Below are 17,031 nucleotides of genomic sequence, written 5' to 3'. Positions count from 1 at the left end.
CGTGGGATACCGAAAGCGGCCGGGAGCGAACGTCTCCCGCCGCCGGGAACGAAGAGAGGCAATCGGACCATGCAGCGCAGTTACGTGACACTCAGCGAAGTTGCCGTGGCTGCGGGCGTATCCCGGTCCCAGGCCTCCCGCGCGCTCAGGGGCGATCCGGGGGTGCGCGAAGAGGTCCGCAACCGGGTGCAGGAAAAGGCGCTGGAGCTTGGCTACCAGGTCAACGTGGCCGCCCGGCAGCTGGCCAGCGGGCGGGCCACCGGCATCGGCATCGTCGTGGGCGAACCGATGAACCCCTATCACATGATGATGGCGACCGAGATTTCCGACGCCCTGGTCCGCCAGGACCTGGATCCGATGATCAGCCTGGGCCGCGCCGGGGTCGAAGTGACGCTGCAACAGGTGGATCCCCTGCTGCGCCACCGCATTGCCGGGCTGGTCCTGATCGGTTCCCCCCGGGATCCGCAGGCCGTGGCGGAGATCGGCCGGCATGTGCCCGTCGTCTACATCGGCGAGGATCTGACCCATCTCGGCCTGCGCTGCGTCATCGGTGACGACGTGCTGGGCGCCCGGATGGCCACGCAGCACCTGATCGACCGGGGCCACCGCGAAATCGCCCATATCTCCGGCGGGGACGGCGCGGGGGCGAAGGGCCGGGCCGATGGCTATACCGCCGCGATGCGGGATGCAGGCCTGGAACCGGTGATCCAGCGCGGCTGGTTCGACCTGGACGGCGGCCAGGCCGGGGCGGATGCGCTGATGGCCCGCCGCACCCGTCCGACCGCGATCTTCGGCGCCAATGACCGGATCGCCATGGGCGCGATGAACCGCCTGCTGCACCTGGGCTACCGCGTGCCCGAAGATGTCGCCGTCGTGGGCTACGACGATGCCATCGACTCGGGCAGTGAGACCGTCTCCCTCACCAGCGTCCGGCAAAGCTCCGCCCTGTTCGGGGAATATACGACCCGGCTGATCACCGACATGCTCTCCCGCCGGGACGGTCCCCTCCTGCAGGTTGTCCCGATCGAGCTGATCGAGCGCCGCTCTTCGGACATCGCGCACAACCGCTAGCGCCAACGTTTTCTTGGATTTTTGACGATTCACCGACCTTCCCGGGGCGGAACCGCGTGTGCACTGTTCATAAATCCACACTGCAATCGCTCCCAATCCTTTGACTTTTCCTATTGTCGAACTTCCTTTTCTGCATCAGAAGGACGCTAAGTGCACCGTTGCACACAGACTTCAGGACCCGGGGCGCCCTCCCCTGCCCCGGTCCATCAATCAGGAGCCACTCGCCATGAGTTCGAGAAGCCAGGTCGGCGTATCGGATAATTCCCCCGTGCGACCGCGCGTTAACACTATGAATAGACGCAAATTTATTATCGGTACGACCCTGCTTGCCGGGGCTGCGTCCAGCTTTGGCAACGTCTCTGCCAGCTTTGCCGCCACCGCCGACATGAACAGCAGCCTGGTCACCGTGACCGAGCTTCTGGCAGGCAAGTCCGTCGACCCGGATCTTTGCGCCCGTGCCGGGAGCGCTCTCACCAAAGTGAACGCCGATTTCCCCGAAGCGCTCGCAGCCCTGGCCAGTTTCATCGCGGACAACGAGATCTCCGACAGCACCGCCCTGGGCGCGGCCGAAGGGTTCGAAGGCCCCCTGCAGGACACCGCCAAGGAGCTGCTGAAGGCCGTCTACCTGGGCTACGCGGGCGAACCGCAGGCCCACGCCGCCCATGACAACGTGGAATTCGTCACCTTCAGCCAGGCGCTGAGCTACGGCGTGACCTCCGCCTACGTGCCGATCCCGAGCTACTCCACCTGGGGTTCCGGCTACTGGGCAGAACTTCCCGACCAAGGCTGACCGGTCCCGGACAGGGCCGCCGCTGACGGCCCGCCAGGAACAGTCGAGACCTAGCAACCAAGGACAACATCATGGCTCAAGAATACGACGCAGACGTCATCGTCGTCGGTTCGGGTGTCGTCGGGTCGAACACGGCCTACGAACTCGCGAAGCAGGGCAAATCCGTCATCATGCTGGAAGCCGGCCCCTCGGTACCGCGCTGGAAGCTGCTGCAGAATTTCCGCAACTCGGGGCGTCACTACGACCACAACGACCCCTACCCCAACAACCCCTGGGCGCCGACCTCCTACCAGGAAGGCTACATCCAGAACACCGGCTCCTTCGACATGATGCCGGGCATGCTGAAGCTCGTCGGCGGGACCACCTGGCACTGGGGCGGCGCGACCTGGCGCTATATCCCCAACGACTTCAAGCTGAACACCCTCTACGGCAAGGGCCGCGACTGGCCGATGGAGTACGAGGACCTCGAACCCTACTACACCAAGGCCGAATACGAGCTGGGCATCGCCGGGTCGGACACCGAGGACCAGTCGGGCAAGAACCCCGGCCAGGCCTTCCCGCCGCGCTCCAAGCCTTACCCCGTGGACGCCGAGGAATGGGTCTACAGCTCCAAGGCCATGAAGGACGCGCTGGAACCCTCGGGCTACAAGATCGTCCACGAACCCACCGTGCGGACCCACCGCCCCTACGACGGCCGCCCGGCCTGCCAGGGCAACAACAACTGTGACCAGGTCTGCCCCATCGGCACGCTCTACAACGGGTCGATCCACGCCGACAAATGCCAGCGCGCAGGTGTCCAGCTGATCACCGAAGCGGTTGTGCACAAGATCACCAAGGGCGAAGGCGGCAAGATCGCCTCGATCAGCTACCTGACCCCCGAGAAGGAAGAGCACACGCTGACGGCGAAGTATTTCGTCATCGCGGCGCACAGCTTCGAAACCGCCAAGCTGCTGCTGATGAACGACATCGCCAATTCCTCCGACATGGTCGGGCGGAACATGATGGACCACATCGGCATCTCCATGTCCTTCCTGGCCGGTGATACCATGTGGTCGGGCCGCGGCCCGGTGCAGCAGGCCACCATCATGGACTGGCGCGACGGCGATCACCGCCGTGACTTCTCCGCCAACAAGACGGCGCTGGCAAACCCCAACGCCACCGTCGACATGGCGCGCGAAGCGATCGAGGCAGGCTACATGGGCGCCGAACTGGACGCGCGGATCAAGGATCACGCCAGCCGCTGGATGTATGTCTACAGCTTCTTCGAACAGCTGCCCGATCCCGCCAACCGCCTGGTTCCCAACAAGGACTGGACCGACAGCATCGGCATGCCGGGCCTGAAGATCCACTTCGACGTGGACGACTACGTCAAGGCCGGCGCCGAGAAGGCAAAGGAAATGTACCACGACATCAACGCCAAGATGGGCGGCGAGATCCTGGGCATCAGCGGCTTCGAGAACCACGACCACCTCATGGGCACCACGATCATGGGCGCCGATGCGAAGGATTCGGTGGTCAACCACGAAGGCCGCACCTTCGACCACGACAACCTCTTCCTGGCCACCGTCGGCAACATCCCGGCGGCCGGTGTCATCAACCCGACGCTGACCGCGGTTGCCATGGGCATCCGGTCCGCCGACATCATCGCGAAGGAGCTGTGAGAATGACCCTTTCCATCAAGCAGCTCGGACTGGCTCTCGGCCTGGCGCTTTCGGCCAGCGGCAGCGCGGCCTTCGCCCAGGACGACCTGGTCGCCAAGGGTGAATACCTGGCCCGTGCGGGTGACTGCGTCGCCTGCCACACCTCGAACGAGGAAGAGCCCTTCGCCGGTGGCTATGCCTTCCACATGCCGATGGGGACGATCTATTCGTCCAACATCACCCCGTCCGACCAGTTCGGCATCGGCAGCTGGACGCGGGATGAATTCGCCCGCGCCGTGCGCAAGGGCGTGCGCCCCGATGGCTCCCGGCTCTATCCGGCGATGCCCTACACGGCCTATGCCAACATCACCGACGAGGACATGGACGCGCTCTATGCCTATTTCACCAAGGCCGTGGCCCCGGTGGACAAGGCGCCGTCCCAGCAGACCACGCTGGACTTCCCCTTCGGCCTGCCCGGCACCATGCTGGCCTGGGACATGCTCTTTGCCAACGGCAAGCCCTTCACCCCCGACAACGCCCTGTCGGACGAAGAGAACCGCGGCAAGTACCTGGCCGAAGGCCTCGCCCACTGCTCCACCTGCCACACGCCGCGCAATGCGCTGATGGCGGAAAAGTCGGGTGAATTCCTGGCCGGCGGCTCCGTCGAAGGCTGGTACGCGCCCAACATCACCTCTGACGAGATCAGCGGGATCGGTGGCTGGACCCGGGATGAGGTCGTCTCCTACCTCAAGAACGGGCATGCCGAGGGCAAGGCCCAGGCGGGCGGCCCCATGGCCGATGCCGTGGAACACAGCTTCCGCTTCCTGACGGATGAGGACGCCGGTGCCATCGCCGCCTACCTGACGACGGTTCCCGCGATCCGCGACGCCGGCCAGACCGCGCCGGACTACGCCGTGACCAAGGCCGCCGCCGTGGACTGGACCGCCTTCGAGACGACCCAGACCGAAAGCGACAGCCCGGAGCATTTCTCGGCCTCCTCGGATGACGGCGCGATGCTCTACAACGTCAACTGCGCGGCCTGCCACGGGATCAGCGGCGAAGGCAGCCGTGATGGCTACTTCCCCTCGCTGACCTCCAACACGGCGGTCGGGGCGGCCCATCCGGACAACCTCGTCATGGCCATCGCAGAGGGCATCCACCGCGAAGGCGCCGACGGCAAGGCCGTCATGCCCGCCTTCTCCGAAGAAGCGCAGGTGATCCACACCGGCCTGGACAATGACCAGATCGCGGCCGTCGCGAACTTCGTCACCGCCCAGTTCGGCACCGGCGACGCGGGGCTGACCGGCGAAGACGTCCGGGTGATCCGCGCCGGGGGCGAACCCTCCTGGCTGATCGCCAACGCGGCCAACCTGGCCATCGCGGGCTTCGTCATCGGCGGCCTGGTGGTCCTGCTGCTGCTGGTGCTGATCATCCGCCGCGCGCGCCGTCGCACGGCAGCCTGATCCGGCTTCAAAGATCGCCCCTCGCGGTTCGCGCCGCGGGGGGCCCCTCCTCCGGGCCTGCCCACATCGCCGGGCTTGCCCCGGGCGCGGCCCCTCCCTAGGCTCTGCCGATCGCCTCCGGCACGGACAGAACGGGACAGCAGACGTGGCCGCCACCTCCCCCGACATCGTCACCCTCGACAGGCTGGGCGCCCAGGGCCGCCCGGTGCAGGTGCTGCGCCTCGACAGCCTCTCCGCCCCCGGGACGACCGGGGTGAAGACCGCCAGCTGCTTCATGATCCTCGTGCTGACCCACGGCCAGGGCAGCGGCCGCCACATCGAACCCCTGGACATGCGCGCGGGCGACATCCACCTGATCCCCGCCGGCACCCGGCGCGAAATGCTGCGCCCCGGCGACCTGCAGGGCTGGCTGGTGGCCTTCGACCCTGCCGCACTCGACTTTCTAGACCTGCGCGCCCCCGCCGGACAGCCCGACATCACCCAGCTCCTGCCAGATCACAGCCTGCTGCTGCGCGGCCTGCTCTGCCTGCGCCCAGGCGGCCCCCGCTGGCAAAAGATCCTGCTGCTGATCACCACCATGCACGAAGAGCTCTCCCGGCCGGAAACCGAAGCACAGCTTGCCGCCCGCGCGCTGCTGTCGCTGCTGCTGATCGAGGTGCACCGCGAAATGCAGCAGGGCGCGCCCGCGGCGGGCGTCCTGGCCAGCGCGATCGTCCGCGACACCCTGCAGGAGATCGCCCGCTGCTGCCTGTCGCCCGTCACCATCGCCCAGATCGCCGCGCGGCTGCACCGCAGCCCCTCCTGGCTGTCCCACGCGGTGCGGCGGGAAACCGGGCTGACCATCGGCGACTGGCTGCGCGAACACCGCATGGGCGCTGCACGGCGGCTGCTGCTGGAAACCAACACGACGGTGGAAGTCATCGCGGGGGAGGTCGGCTATCGCGACGTGACCCATTTCATCCGCACCTTCCGCACCGCGCACGGGCAGACGCCCCGCGCCTGGCGTGCCGGCCGCCGCGCGGGCTGACCATCACCGCCACCGGGTGCCATCTCGGCCCCCGATCTCGGCCCCGATCTCAGGCCCTCATGTCGGGCCGCAACCGCAGGCCAGACGCACAGCAGGATAAGCCGATCTATTCCGCCGCATCCGCACTGTCGCAACGCCCGCCCCGGCCCTAGGTCCCCTCTGGCATGACACGGCCGGCCCCTTCGGGCCCGCGCCGCCTGTCGGCATCACCGTCGGAGCGTCTCATGATTTTCGGATCCCCCATATCCTGGCTGCTGGTCGAAGTTTTCGCGCTGGCCCTTTTCTTCATCACCCTGAACCATGCGATGCGGCAGGCCCACCCATACTCCAAGGTACTGGAACTCTTCGGTTTCATCCTGGGCGCGGCGCTTTTCGAAAATGTCGGCGTCAATGTCGTCCATACCTATTACTACGACCTGCGCCGCATCATCATGGTGGGCGATGTACCGATGGAAATCCTGCTGATCGAAGCGGTGATCTGGTACGCGGCCTTCAACCTGGCGCTGCGGCTGCGGCTGCCGGTCTGGACGATCCCGCTTGTGGTCGGCCTCTTCGGATCGGTGCAGGATATGACGATCGACCCCGCCGCCGTCTACGACACCTACCCCCTGCCGGAGAGCGCCACCGCCTCTGCCAATGCGCTCTATCCCGGCGCCTTCGGCGACGGCGTCCTTTCGGGCCAGTGGAACTGGACCGATCCCGGGTACGAGGGCGGCTTCTTCGGGATCCCCTTCTACAACTTCTCCGGCTGGATGTACCTGATGGCCTTCTACAGTGCCTGGATCCTGTTCTTCCGCTGGATCCACCGCACCACCGGGTCCCGCATCTGGGGCGCGTTCTATCCCTTCGCGGCAGGCGCGCTGAACATGGTCAGCATCGGCGCCCCCTTCACGCCCTTCCTGCTCTACGGCAGCTTCTCCGGGCATGTCGGGATGACGCGGGAAATCCTCATGCTCTGCCTCAACTACGGGGTGGCCCTGGCCCTTCTGGGCGCCTTCATCCGCCGCGCCGGGCCCATCGACATGAAGGCAGACGGCCTCATCCTCTTCGGCATCCCCCTCCTGCTGCACCTCTACGACATCGGCTATGCGCTCGCGATGGGAACCACCATCGCCTATGTGCCGACCCTCGTGATCGGCGCCCTGCACGCGCTTTTCCTGGGCTGGGTCTGGCGCCGCACCCGGATCGCCCTGCCTCTCCGTTAAGCAAGGGGACAGGGCGATGGCGCGACCCCCCAAACGTCCCCGGGGGTCGCGCCGCTTTTCGTTTTGCCACCGCCGGGAATCACCTCAAGGTTGTGCCACACGTTGCCGATGAGGTTCCGCATGACCGTCGACGACCCTTCCAGCACGACCAGGGCACCGGCGGGCACCTCCGCCAGGACCACCGCAGCGCCCCGAACCGGCCCACCCCAGGGCGAACCGACCGAAAGCGACACCGTCCGCGTCGCCATCGCCTGTCAGGGCGGCGGCGCACAGACGGCCTTCACCGCAGGCGCGCTCAGCCGCCTGTTGGAGGAGTACCTGCCCCCCAGCACCGAAGATCCGCAGGACACGGCAGGGGCCGAGACAGGAGACGAAACAAGGGCCGAGGCCCCGCCCTTCCGCATCGTCGGGCTCAGCGGGACATCCGGTGGCGCGCTCTGCGCCGCGCTTGCCTGGCGCGACCTGCTGCTGGGGCGGGCGGTGCCCTCCACCGTCGAACGCTACTGGACAACCGCCTACCCCGCGGGCAACGCCGCACTGGATTTCCCCGACTGCCTGGCCAGCGACTGGGCCGGGTTCTTCTCCGACGGGCACCTGCCGGGGCAGAACACCGCCGCCTGGGCCCGCAACGCGGGCGGCTCCGTGATGGGCGAGGCGATGGAAGCCGCCTGGGCCCTGGCGCCCCTGCAGATGGAGATCGGGATGAAACCCGCCTACTGGCATCAGGCCTTCTCGATGATCGACGCCAGCCCGATGGGGGCCATGGCCAATCTCCTTGCCGCCGGCGCCCGCACGGGACTTGCGGGGATGAAGGACATGCCCCTGCCCGGCGCGCGCCAGGCCGCGACCCTGATGGGGGAGCTTATGGATCTCGCGCCGCTGCACAGCGACAGCATCGCCCAGCCCGGCCAGCCACCCCTGGGGCGCCGCGATTTCGACGTGCAATCCGCCTTCCGCTCGGTGATCGACCGCTATCTGGATGACGACACCCGCCAGCAGATGCGTGACAGGCTGGAGGCGCTGCGCAAAAACGGCGACCTCGCCCCGGAGGTCCTCATCGGCGCCACCGATGCCCTGCACAGCCACGACCCGGAAGACGATGCCGACGGCACCCCATCCTCTGGCTCCTCCCCCGTGCCGAAGACCAATTTCCGCGTCTTCCGCGGCTCCCAGCGGTTCGACGACCTGGTCGACTGCATCATCGCCAGCGCCGCCATACCGGAGATGATGCGCCCGATCGAAATGGATGGCACCCGCTTGTGGGACGGGCTCTATTCCTCCAACCCGCCGATCTACGACCTGCCGGATCTGCATTCCTCGCAGGGGCGCAAGGGGCAGGACCCGCAGGAAATCTGGGTGATCCGGATCAACCCGCTGGACCGCCAGGGCGCGCTCGACACCCCGTCAGAGATCGCGGACCGCCGGAACGAGCTTTCGGGCAACCTGCCCCTGCACCAGGAAATCCGCCACGTGATGAAGATGGCGGGCCTGACCCGGCCCAACGGCACCAACACGCCCAGGGTCTACGACCCGGTGGATTTCGGCTTCATCGACATGTCGGAAGAGATCGCGGCCGCCCTGGGCCATGGCACCAAGATGAACACCTCAGCCCGCCAGGCCCGGGCGCTCTTCGATGACGGCTATGACCGGATGGGCGACTTCCTCGACCGCTGGAAGGCGGCGCGCGGCAAGGCCTGAAAACCGCGCCCGCCCACCGTGCAGAAGCCCCCCGTGCAGAAGTCGCCCTAGCTGCCCGCGCGCCAGGGCCGCCCCAGCGACAGCGGCACCTCCAGCGCCATCCGCGCCCGGTCCTGGGAGATCAGGACGAGCACGATCACCGTCGCCACGTAGGGCGCGGCCGACAGCGCCTCCGACGGGATCGGCAAGCCCAGGATCTGGCCATGCAGCTGCAGGATGGTGACGCCCCCGAACAGGATCGCGCCCACCAGCACCCGCCAGGGCCGCCAGGTGGCGAAGACCACCAGCGACAGCGCGATCCAGCCGCGCCCCGCCGTCATGTTCTCCACCCAGATCGTGGTGTAGGCGACGGACAGATAGGCCCCCGCCAGCCCCGCCAACGCGCCGCCCCACAGGATCGCCAGGAACCGGATGCGCAGCACCGGGTAGCCAAGCGCATGGGCGTTCTCCGGGCTCTCGCCCACGACCCGCAGGATCAGCCCGGCCTTGCTCCGCCGCAGCCACAGCCAGGTCGCGGGCACCAGCGCCAGCGCCAGGTAGACCATGATGTCGAACCGGAACAGCAGCGGCCCCAGCAGCGGCAGATCCGACAGCGGGCCAAGATCCAGCGGCTTCAGCCCGGCAATGGGATGCGACCCGAACCCCGCCCCGATCATCGCCGACACGCCCGTGCCGAAGATCGCCAGCGCCAGCCCCGCCGCATACTGGTTCGTCAGAAAGACCAGCGCCAGCGCGGCAAAGATCGCAGCCCCCGCAGCGCCGCCCAGGGCCCCAGTGACGAAGGCCGCCAGCAGCCCGCCGTCATGCGCCGCCACGAAAAAGGCGGAGGCCGCCCCGATCAGCATCATCCCCTCGATGCCGAGGTTCAGCACACCCGACTTCTCCACGATCAGCTCCCCCAGTGCCGCCAGCAGCAGGGGTGTCGCCGCGATCAGCGTGCCGGTGAAGACCGAAATGACCAGCTCGTTCATGCGCCCTGCCCCCCGGCCGCCCTGCCCCGGCGCACCAGCCGGTAGGTGATGAAGAATTCCGACGCCAGCAGCAGGAACAGCAACAGCCCCTGGAAGACGCGGGTGATATGCGCGGGGATGCCATGGCTCACCTGCACGCTTTCGCCGCCCACGTAGGTCAGCGCCAGGAACAGCCCGCCCAGCAGGATCCCCGGCGCCGACAGCCGGCCCACGAAGGCCACGATGATCGCGGCAAAGCCGTATCCGGGGGAGATCACCGGCGACAGCTGCCCCAGCGGCCCCGCCGCCTCGTAAAAGCCCGCGATGCCCGCGGCCCCGCCGCCCACCAGCAGCCCGACCCAGATCGCCCCGGTCTCGGAAAAGCCCGCGTAACGTGCCGCACGCGGCGCCGCACCGCCCACCGACAGCTTGTAACCTGCGAAACTGCGCGCCGTGACCACCCACAGCACCGCCAGCGCGATCAGCGCGAACCAGACCGATCCGGTGACGCGATACATCGGGTCCAGCGGCTCCAGCAGGCCATCGGCCGGCAGCATTGCCGTCTGCGGAAAGTTGAACCCGTGCGGATCCCGCCAGGGCCCCCGCACCAGGAAGGACAGGAAAAGCCCCGCGATATAGGTCAGCATCAGGGTGACCAGGATCTCGTTGGTGTTGAGCTTCGTGCGCAGCACCGCCGCCACCCCCGCCCAGGCCGCCCCGCCCAGCAGGCCGGCCAGGAACATCAGCGGCAACAGCACCGGATGCAGCGCCTCGGGCGCGAAAAGACCCACGCCGGTCGCCGCGATGGCGCCCATGGTCAGCTGCCCTTCGGCGCCGATGTTCCAGACATTGGCCCGGAACCCCACCGACAGGCCCGCCGCGATGATGATCAGCGGCACCGCCTTCACCAGAAGTTCGGTGAACCCGTACATGGTCGAAACGGGCTTGATGAAAAAGGCCACCAGCGTCTGCAACGGCGGATAGCCAAGCGCCGCGAACAGCGCACCGCCGAAGACCAGCGTCAGCACCACTGCCAACACCGGGGCCAGCAGGCGGGCCGAGGCGGGGATGCTCCGGCGCGGTTCGATATGCAGGCTCATGTCTTACTCCGCCGCTTCGGTCACCGGGCCGATCTCGCCCCCGGTCATCAGCGATCCCAGCCGTTCCTTCGTGGCCTCGGCCCGCGCCACCGGCGCCGACAGACGGCCTTCGGACAGCACATGGATGCGGTCGCAGATCTCGATCAGCTCGTCCAGCTCCTCCGAGATCACCAGAACCGCCGCCCCCTGCCGCGACAGGTCGATCAGCCGCTGCCGGATGAAGGCCGCGGCCCCCACGTCGACGCCCCAGGTCGGCTGCGCCACGATCAGGACCTCCGGCGCCAGCGCCAGTTCGCGGCCCAGGATGAATTTCTGCAGGTTCCCCCCCGACAGGGAGGAGGCCAGCGCCCCCGGCCCGTCAGCCTTGACGGAGAACCGCTCGATGATCGCCGCCGCCCGCGCGCGCGCCTCGGCCAGGCGGACCATGCCGTGCTTCACCAGCCCGGCGGCATATCCCGTCAGCACCGTGTTTTCCGTCAGCGACTGCCCCGGCACCGCGCCCCGGCCCAACCGTTCCTCCGGCACATAGGCCAGGCCCGCGCGCCGCCGCCGGTCGGGCCGGGCCTGCCCCATGGGCTGCCCGCCGATCTCCACCACCTCTGCCGCGCTCAGGGCCTCGCCGCTCAGACAGGCGGCAAGCTCCGACTGGCCATTGCCGGAAATCCCGGCGATGCCAACCACTTCGCCGCCGTAAAGGTCCAGCGTGACATCATGCAGCGCCCGCCCGGCGGCACCCAAAGGCGCCCCGGACAGCCCCCGCAGCGACAGGCGCGGCGCATCGCCTGGCTGGCTCGGCGCCCGGTCCGGCACCGGCAGGTCGCTGCCCACCATCATCACCGCCAGTTCGTGATTGCTGGCCGTCCGCGGATCAACCTCTCCGGTCACGCGCCCGCCGCGCAGCACCGTCGCCGACTGGCAAAGCGCCCGCACCTCGTCCAGCTTGTGGGAGATGTAGATGATCGAACAGCCCTCTGCCGCGATCCGGCGCAGCACCTCGAAGAGCTGCTCCACCGCCTGCGGCGACAGGACCGATGTCGGCTCGTCGAGGATCAGCAGGCGCGGATCGCGCATCAGGCAGCGCAGGATCTCCAGCTGCTGCCGCTCCCCCATCGACAGGTCCATCACCACCCGGTCGGGATCGACCGACAGGCCATAGCGCGCCGCCGTCTCGGCGATCCGGGTCCGCAGCACCGGCAGGTCCAGCCGCCCTTCAAGGCAAAGCGCGACATTCTCCGCCACCGTCACCGTCTCGAAGAGGGAGAAATGCTGATAGACCATCTCGATGCCCAGCGCGCGGGACTGGCCAGGGCTGTGCGCCTCCAGCAGCCGCCCGTCATAGCGGATCTCGCCGCTGTCGGGACGGGTCACGCCATAGATGATCTTCATCAGCGTGGATTTCCCGGCGCCGTTCTCGCCCAGGATGGCATGGATCTCCCCCGCGGCGACCGAGAGGGAGATGCCGTCATTGGCAACGACGCCGGGATAGGCCTTCGTGATACCGGCAAGTTGCAGCCGCGCCGTCATGCAGTTGTCCTTCCTGCCGGTACCATGGTCACGCGATCAGCCCAGCTTGCCGATCATGCCGGCGGCGAGCCAGTCCATGCCGCGCACCTGTTCGTCGGTCAGCACCTCGCCCTCGGCGATCTTGGCATTGCCCTCGTTGTCCGACAGCGGCCCGGCATAGGGCTGCACCTCGCCCGATCCGACGGCGCCGACCAGCGCCTCCAGCTCGGTCCGGACCTCTTCCGGGATGGCGTCGAGGAAGGGCGCCATGGTGACGACACCGGCGGCCAGCCCGTCCCAGGCGCTTTCCGTCTCCCAGGTGCCGTCCAGCACCGCGCGGGCCGCACCCACGTAGTCCTTCGACCAGTCCAGCACGATGGAGGTCAGCTGGCTGTCCGGACCGAAGCTCGACAGGTCGGAGGCATAGCCCACGGAATAGACGCCCTTTTCCTGCGCCGTCTGCACCGCCACGCCGGTATCGGTCATGCCCAGCAGCACGTCGCAGCCTTGGGCGATCAGCGCGCTGGCGGCTTCCTTTTCCTTGCCCGGATCGAACCAGGAGTTCAGGAACACCACGTTGCAGGTAATGTCGGGATTGACCGACTGCGCCCCCAGCAGGAAGGCATTGCCCGGCCCGATGATGTCGGGAATGGGGAAGCCGCCGATGAAGCCCAGCTTGCCGGTCTTCGACATGTGGCCCGCCGCGACACCCGCCACGTACATGCCCTCGTAATACTTCGCCTCGAAGGTCGCGAGGTTGTCGAGGTGCACGATGCCCGAGCAATGCTCCCACGCCACGTCGGGGAAGCGCGGCGCGACCTTCTGCATCGGCGCGCCGAGGCTGAAGGAGGTGCCGAAGATCAGCTGATGCCCGGTGGAGGCCATCTCGCGGAAGACCCGCTCCGCATCCTGCGGCAGGAAGGTGTTGTCGACCACGGTGATCTCCACCCGGTCGCCGAACTCGGCCTTGATCGCCTCGATGCCCAGCGCATGCTGCTTGGCCCAGCCGATCTCGGCGGCGGGGGAGGCATTGAGCTGCCCGATCTTCAGCACGCCTTCGGCGCTCGCCAGCCGCGGCAGGGCGGCGGTGCCCAGCAGGGCGGCGGAGCCCTGCAGCATGGTTCTGCGGTTGATGGTCATTGTCCCACTCCTGTTGTCTCGCCCGGATTGTCCTCAGGCGTTCTCGGTTTGCACGGCCAGCCAGGGCGCAAGCGCACTGGCCAGGCTTTCGGGTTCCGCCACCGGGGCATCGACGTCGTAGCCCCGGGCGATGGAATCGTAATGGTTCTGGATCAGCGCCAGCGCTTCGGGCACCTGCCGCGCCCGCATCAGCGCCAGCAGGTCGCGGTGGTCGTCGTTCAGCCGGCAGCGGTGGTAATCGTGGTTCATGTAAAGCTGCCGCAACAGCTGCATCCGCCGCACCAGCCGGGCATGCACCCCAATCACCGTCTGATTGCCCGACATCTGCAGCAGCAGGTCATGGAACACAGGCCCCAGCCTGTCGGCAGAGGCATCATCGCCATCGTCCATGCAGGCATAGACCGTATCCACATTGGCCTGCAGGGCATCCCATTCCCGCGCCGACAGCCGCTGCATCAGCTGAAACGCCACCCCCTGCTCGATCGCGCTCAGCGCCTCGAACAGCTCGTAGGCCTCGCGCTGGTTCAGCTGCGCCACGCTGGCACCACGGTTCACCCGCGTCTCCACCAGCCCGCTTTCGCCCACGATGATCAGCGCCTGCTTGATCACCGCCCGCGACGTGCCCCAGACCTCTGCCAGCTCCCGCTCGCCCAGCTTCGTGCCGGGCGGCAACGCCTGGGCGACGATGGCCGTGATGATCGCCTCGGCAATCTGTCTCGGTCTGTCGCTCATCGGATCTCTGCCTATTGCCTGTGCATCTCGTTCGATCAGAGAAAGCGAGCGCGGCTGAACTCTTGTCAAGCCAGACCAACAGTTGTCATAGCTAAATCCGAAAATTGCCTAGCAATCTGCTGAATTGCTGTTCGGAGACCCCCGTGACCATCCAGCCAAACGACCTCGCCCAGCCGGATCCCTTCATGCTGGACCAATGGTACCCAGTCGCTGCCGTACAGGATATCCCGCCCGGCCAGCCGAAGGTCACGAAACTCTTCGGTCGCCGCGTCACCTTCTCCGCTGACGGCCAGGGTGCCTTTTCCGCAAGCAGCGAGGGCCGCGACCTGCCGGTGCTGGCCGAATACGGGTGCCTTTGGACCTCTCTCGGCACGCCCGCGCCGCTCTTCTCGATTCCCGAATATGTCGAACCGGATCGCCGCAACGTCGCCGCCGGCACCATCGGCGTCCATGTCTCCGCCCAGCGCGGGATCGAGAACTTCCTCGACATGGGCCACTTCCCCTATGTCCACACCGGGATCCTGGGCGTGCTGCCCCATACCGAGGTGAAGGAATACAAGGTCGAAGAGGTCCGCGACGGGCTTGAACTCATGGCGACCGAATGCCTGTTCTATCAACCCATGGCCTCCACCGTCTCCACCTCGGGGGCGGATGTGGAATACATCTACCGGGTGCCGCACCCGACCTGCTCGGTGCTCTACAAATCCTCCCCCATGGATGAAAAGCGGCTCGACGTGATCGCGCTCTTCGGCCAGCCGACGGGGCAGGAAACCTTCCGCGGCCACATGATGCTGTCGATCCTGGACGACGTGAACACCGACGATTTCATCGGCTACTTCCAGCTGCACATCTTCGGCCAGGACAAGCCGATCCTGGAAAACCAGATGCCCAAGCGCCTGCCGCTGGATCCCCGGGCGGAAACGCCGATCCGGGCCGACAAGACCTCCATCATGTACCGCCGCTGGCTGGCCGGTCACGGGGTGAGCTACGGCACCCTGCCCGTCCAGGCCTGAAAGGACCGAAGAAATGACCGACAAGACCTGGGTCCCGGTGGCCAACAGCACCGACCTTGCCCCGCATCACGTCTTCCAGGGGCGGCTGATGGGGCAGGAACTGGCGATCTGGCGCGCCGATGACGGCAACGTCAACGTCTGGGAAAACCGCTGCCTGCACCGGGGTGTGCGGCTGTCCATCGGGGTGAACACCGGCACCGAACTGGTCTGCCAGTACCACGGCTGGCGCTATGCCAACCGCACCGCCGGCTGCACCTACATCCCGGCCCACCCCGCCGATGCGCCCGCGCGCACCATCTGCAACCGCACCTGGCCTGCGGTGGAACTGGGCGGCCTCGTCTGGACCCATTTCGAAGACATCGACCCGCCCCTGCCCGAACTGCCCGAAGGGCTGGCCCTGCGCCCGCTGCCCGTGGCCGCCGCCACCACGCTGGTCGCGGAAGAGCTGGCGACCCTCGCCCCCGAAGGCTTCGGCCCGCTGGGCGCGGCCCTGACCGCCGCCGGCCCCGCAGGCCGGCTGACCCTGCTGCTGCAACCCGCTGATGCGGGCCGCACCATCATCCGGGGTCTCGTCACCAGTGGCGAGGCGCCCCTGCCCCTGCTCCGCCGCCTGAACCAGGCGCTGAAGGACGCCCGCGACCGGATCCTCGCCCGCGCCGCCCTGTCGCCCGCACCCGACCCGATCCCCCACCGGATCGAACCCGTCCCGGCCGAGCTGGCCGAGATGCCCGCGCTCTCCGACGGCCCCGCCCGCCTGCGCGTCCGCGTGGCGAAGAAGACCGCCGTGGCCGAAGGCATCACCTCGCTCGATCTTGCGCCGCTCAACGGCACCCTGCCCACGGCCCAGCCCGGCGCCCATATCGACGTCGCCCTGCCCAACGGCCTCTTGCGCCAGTATTCTCTGGTCAACGCCCCCGGCGAGACCGGCCACTACACCATCGCGGTCAAGCGGGAGGCCAATGGTGGCGGCGGCTCCGCCCTGATCCACGACACCCTGGCCGAAGGCGACCTGCTGGCGATTTCCGAGCCGCGCAACAACTTCCCCCTGCGCCGCGATGTCGAAGGCACGCTGCTGATCGCGGGCGGCATCGGGGTGACGCCGCTTCTGTCCATGGCCGCCGCCCTGCAAGATGACGACGATCAGCCCTTCACCCTGCACTACTTCGCAGGAAGCGAGGCGCAGCTGGCTTTCCCCGACCGCCTCGCGGCCCTCGGCCCGCATCTGCAGACCCACCTCGGCCTGACGGCAGAGGCGACCTCCGCCGAACTCGCCCGGCTGCTCGCGGATCCCGCGCCGCACCGGCAGATCTACGTCTGCGGCCCCGCGCCGATGCTCGACGCCACCCGCGCCGCCGCCCGCGCCGCGGGCTGGCCCGATGCGGCGGTGCATTTCGAATATTTCGCCAACCCCAACGACATCGACACCTCCGGCAGCTTCCGCGTCGAACTCGCCCGGTCGGCCCTGACACTGGAGGTCCCCTCCGGCCGCTCCATCCTCTCGGTCCTGCAGGACGCGGGCGTCGCCATGCCCTCCTCCTGCTGCCAGGGCGCCTGCGGCACCTGCATGGCCCGCGTGATCGAAGGCGAACCCGACCACCAGGATGTCTACCTGACCGAGGCCGAAAAGGCCGCCGGCGACAGGATCCTGACCTGCGTCAGCCGCGCCAAATCCGACCGCCTCATCCTGGATCTCTGAGAC

At 67.7% G+C, this 17,031-nt stretch carries 14 protein-coding genes; 9 read left to right on the top strand and 5 right to left on the bottom strand.

The genetic code is table 11. The features are described from left to right. The first annotated feature begins 69 nt into the window (after window positions 1-69). From AC2IR1_RS07625 to AC2IR1_RS07595, 7 genes are all read left to right on the top strand, one after another. On the top strand, window positions 70-1,071 hold the full coding sequence (locus AC2IR1_RS07625) for a LacI family DNA-binding transcriptional regulator (RefSeq protein WP_486475685.1): 1,002 nt from the start codon (window positions 70-72) through the stop codon (window positions 1,069-1,071). Between the two features lie 289 nt (window positions 1,072-1,360). After that, window positions 1,361-1,861, top strand: coding sequence for a sugar dehydrogenase complex small subunit (locus AC2IR1_RS07620; RefSeq protein ID WP_486475684.1), 501 nt, complete (start codon window positions 1,361-1,363; stop codon window positions 1,859-1,861). 71 nt (window positions 1,862-1,932) lie between these two features. After that, window positions 1,933-3,522, top strand: coding sequence for a GMC family oxidoreductase (locus tag AC2IR1_RS07615; protein ID WP_486475683.1), 1,590 nt, complete (start codon window positions 1,933-1,935; stop codon window positions 3,520-3,522). Between the two features lie 2 nt (window positions 3,523-3,524). Then, the gene (locus AC2IR1_RS07610; protein ID WP_486475682.1) at window positions 3,525-4,964 is read left to right on the top strand and encodes a c-type cytochrome; all 1,440 of its coding nucleotides are present in this window, start codon (window positions 3,525-3,527) and stop codon (window positions 4,962-4,964) included. Window positions 4,965-5,109: 145 nt separating this feature from the next. Continuing rightward, window positions 5,110-5,991, top strand: a complete 882-nt coding sequence (locus AC2IR1_RS07605) for a helix-turn-helix transcriptional regulator (protein ID WP_486475681.1) — start codon at window positions 5,110-5,112, stop codon at window positions 5,989-5,991. 224 nt (window positions 5,992-6,215) lie between these two features. Then, window positions 6,216-7,196 carry a hypothetical protein gene (locus AC2IR1_RS07600; protein ID WP_486475680.1) on the top strand — a complete coding sequence of 327 codons (981 nt, stop codon included), beginning with the start codon at window positions 6,216-6,218 and terminating at the stop codon, window positions 7,194-7,196. 120 nt (window positions 7,197-7,316) lie between these two features. Continuing rightward, entirely contained in the window at window positions 7,317-8,894 is a 1,578-nt protein-coding gene (locus AC2IR1_RS07595; protein ID WP_486475679.1) for a patatin-like phospholipase family protein, read from the top strand. A 47-nt stretch (window positions 8,895-8,941) separates the two neighbouring features. On the opposite strand, the gene AC2IR1_RS07590 is transcribed toward AC2IR1_RS07595, so the two are convergent. From AC2IR1_RS07590 to AC2IR1_RS07570, 5 genes are read right to left on the bottom strand one after another with little or no spacing between them, the layout of a single operon-like run. Beyond that, entirely contained in the window at window positions 8,942-9,865 is a 924-nt protein-coding gene (locus tag AC2IR1_RS07590; protein WP_486475678.1) for an ABC transporter permease, read from the bottom strand. Next, entirely contained in the window at window positions 9,862-10,944 is a 1,083-nt protein-coding gene (locus tag AC2IR1_RS07585; protein WP_486475677.1) for an ABC transporter permease, read from the bottom strand. Before AC2IR1_RS07585 ends, AC2IR1_RS07590 begins: the two co-directional genes overlap by 4 nt. A gap of 3 nt (window positions 10,945-10,947) precedes the next feature. Continuing rightward, on the bottom strand, window positions 10,948-12,468 hold the full coding sequence (locus AC2IR1_RS07580) for an ABC transporter ATP-binding protein (RefSeq protein ID WP_486475676.1): 1,521 nt from the start codon (window positions 12,466-12,468) through the stop codon (window positions 10,948-10,950). A 36-nt stretch (window positions 12,469-12,504) separates the two neighbouring features. After that, window positions 12,505-13,587 (bottom strand): BMP family ABC transporter substrate-binding protein, encoded by a 1,083-nt coding sequence (locus AC2IR1_RS07575; RefSeq protein WP_486475675.1) that lies wholly within the window; start codon window positions 13,585-13,587, stop codon window positions 12,505-12,507. A 33-nt stretch (window positions 13,588-13,620) separates the two neighbouring features. Beyond that, on the bottom strand, window positions 13,621-14,319 hold the full coding sequence (locus AC2IR1_RS07570) for a GntR family transcriptional regulator (protein WP_486475674.1): 699 nt from the start codon (window positions 14,317-14,319) through the stop codon (window positions 13,621-13,623). Between the two features lie 143 nt (window positions 14,320-14,462). Between AC2IR1_RS07570 and AC2IR1_RS07565 the strand changes: the two genes are divergently transcribed. Then, complete coding sequence (locus AC2IR1_RS07565; RefSeq protein ID WP_486475673.1) at window positions 14,463-15,332, top strand: aromatic ring-hydroxylating oxygenase subunit alpha; 870 nt, start codon at window positions 14,463-14,465, stop codon at window positions 15,330-15,332. Between the two features lie 13 nt (window positions 15,333-15,345). Next, window positions 15,346-17,028 carry a PDR/VanB family oxidoreductase gene (locus tag AC2IR1_RS07560; RefSeq protein WP_486475672.1) on the top strand — a complete coding sequence of 561 codons (1,683 nt, stop codon included), beginning with the start codon at window positions 15,346-15,348 and terminating at the stop codon, window positions 17,026-17,028. The last annotated feature ends 3 nt before the right edge of the window (window positions 17,029-17,031 follow it).

Source organism: Pseudooceanicola sp. NS-SX8, assembly GCF_057380755.1.
This window is presented reverse-complemented; position numbering and strand designations above follow the sequence as displayed.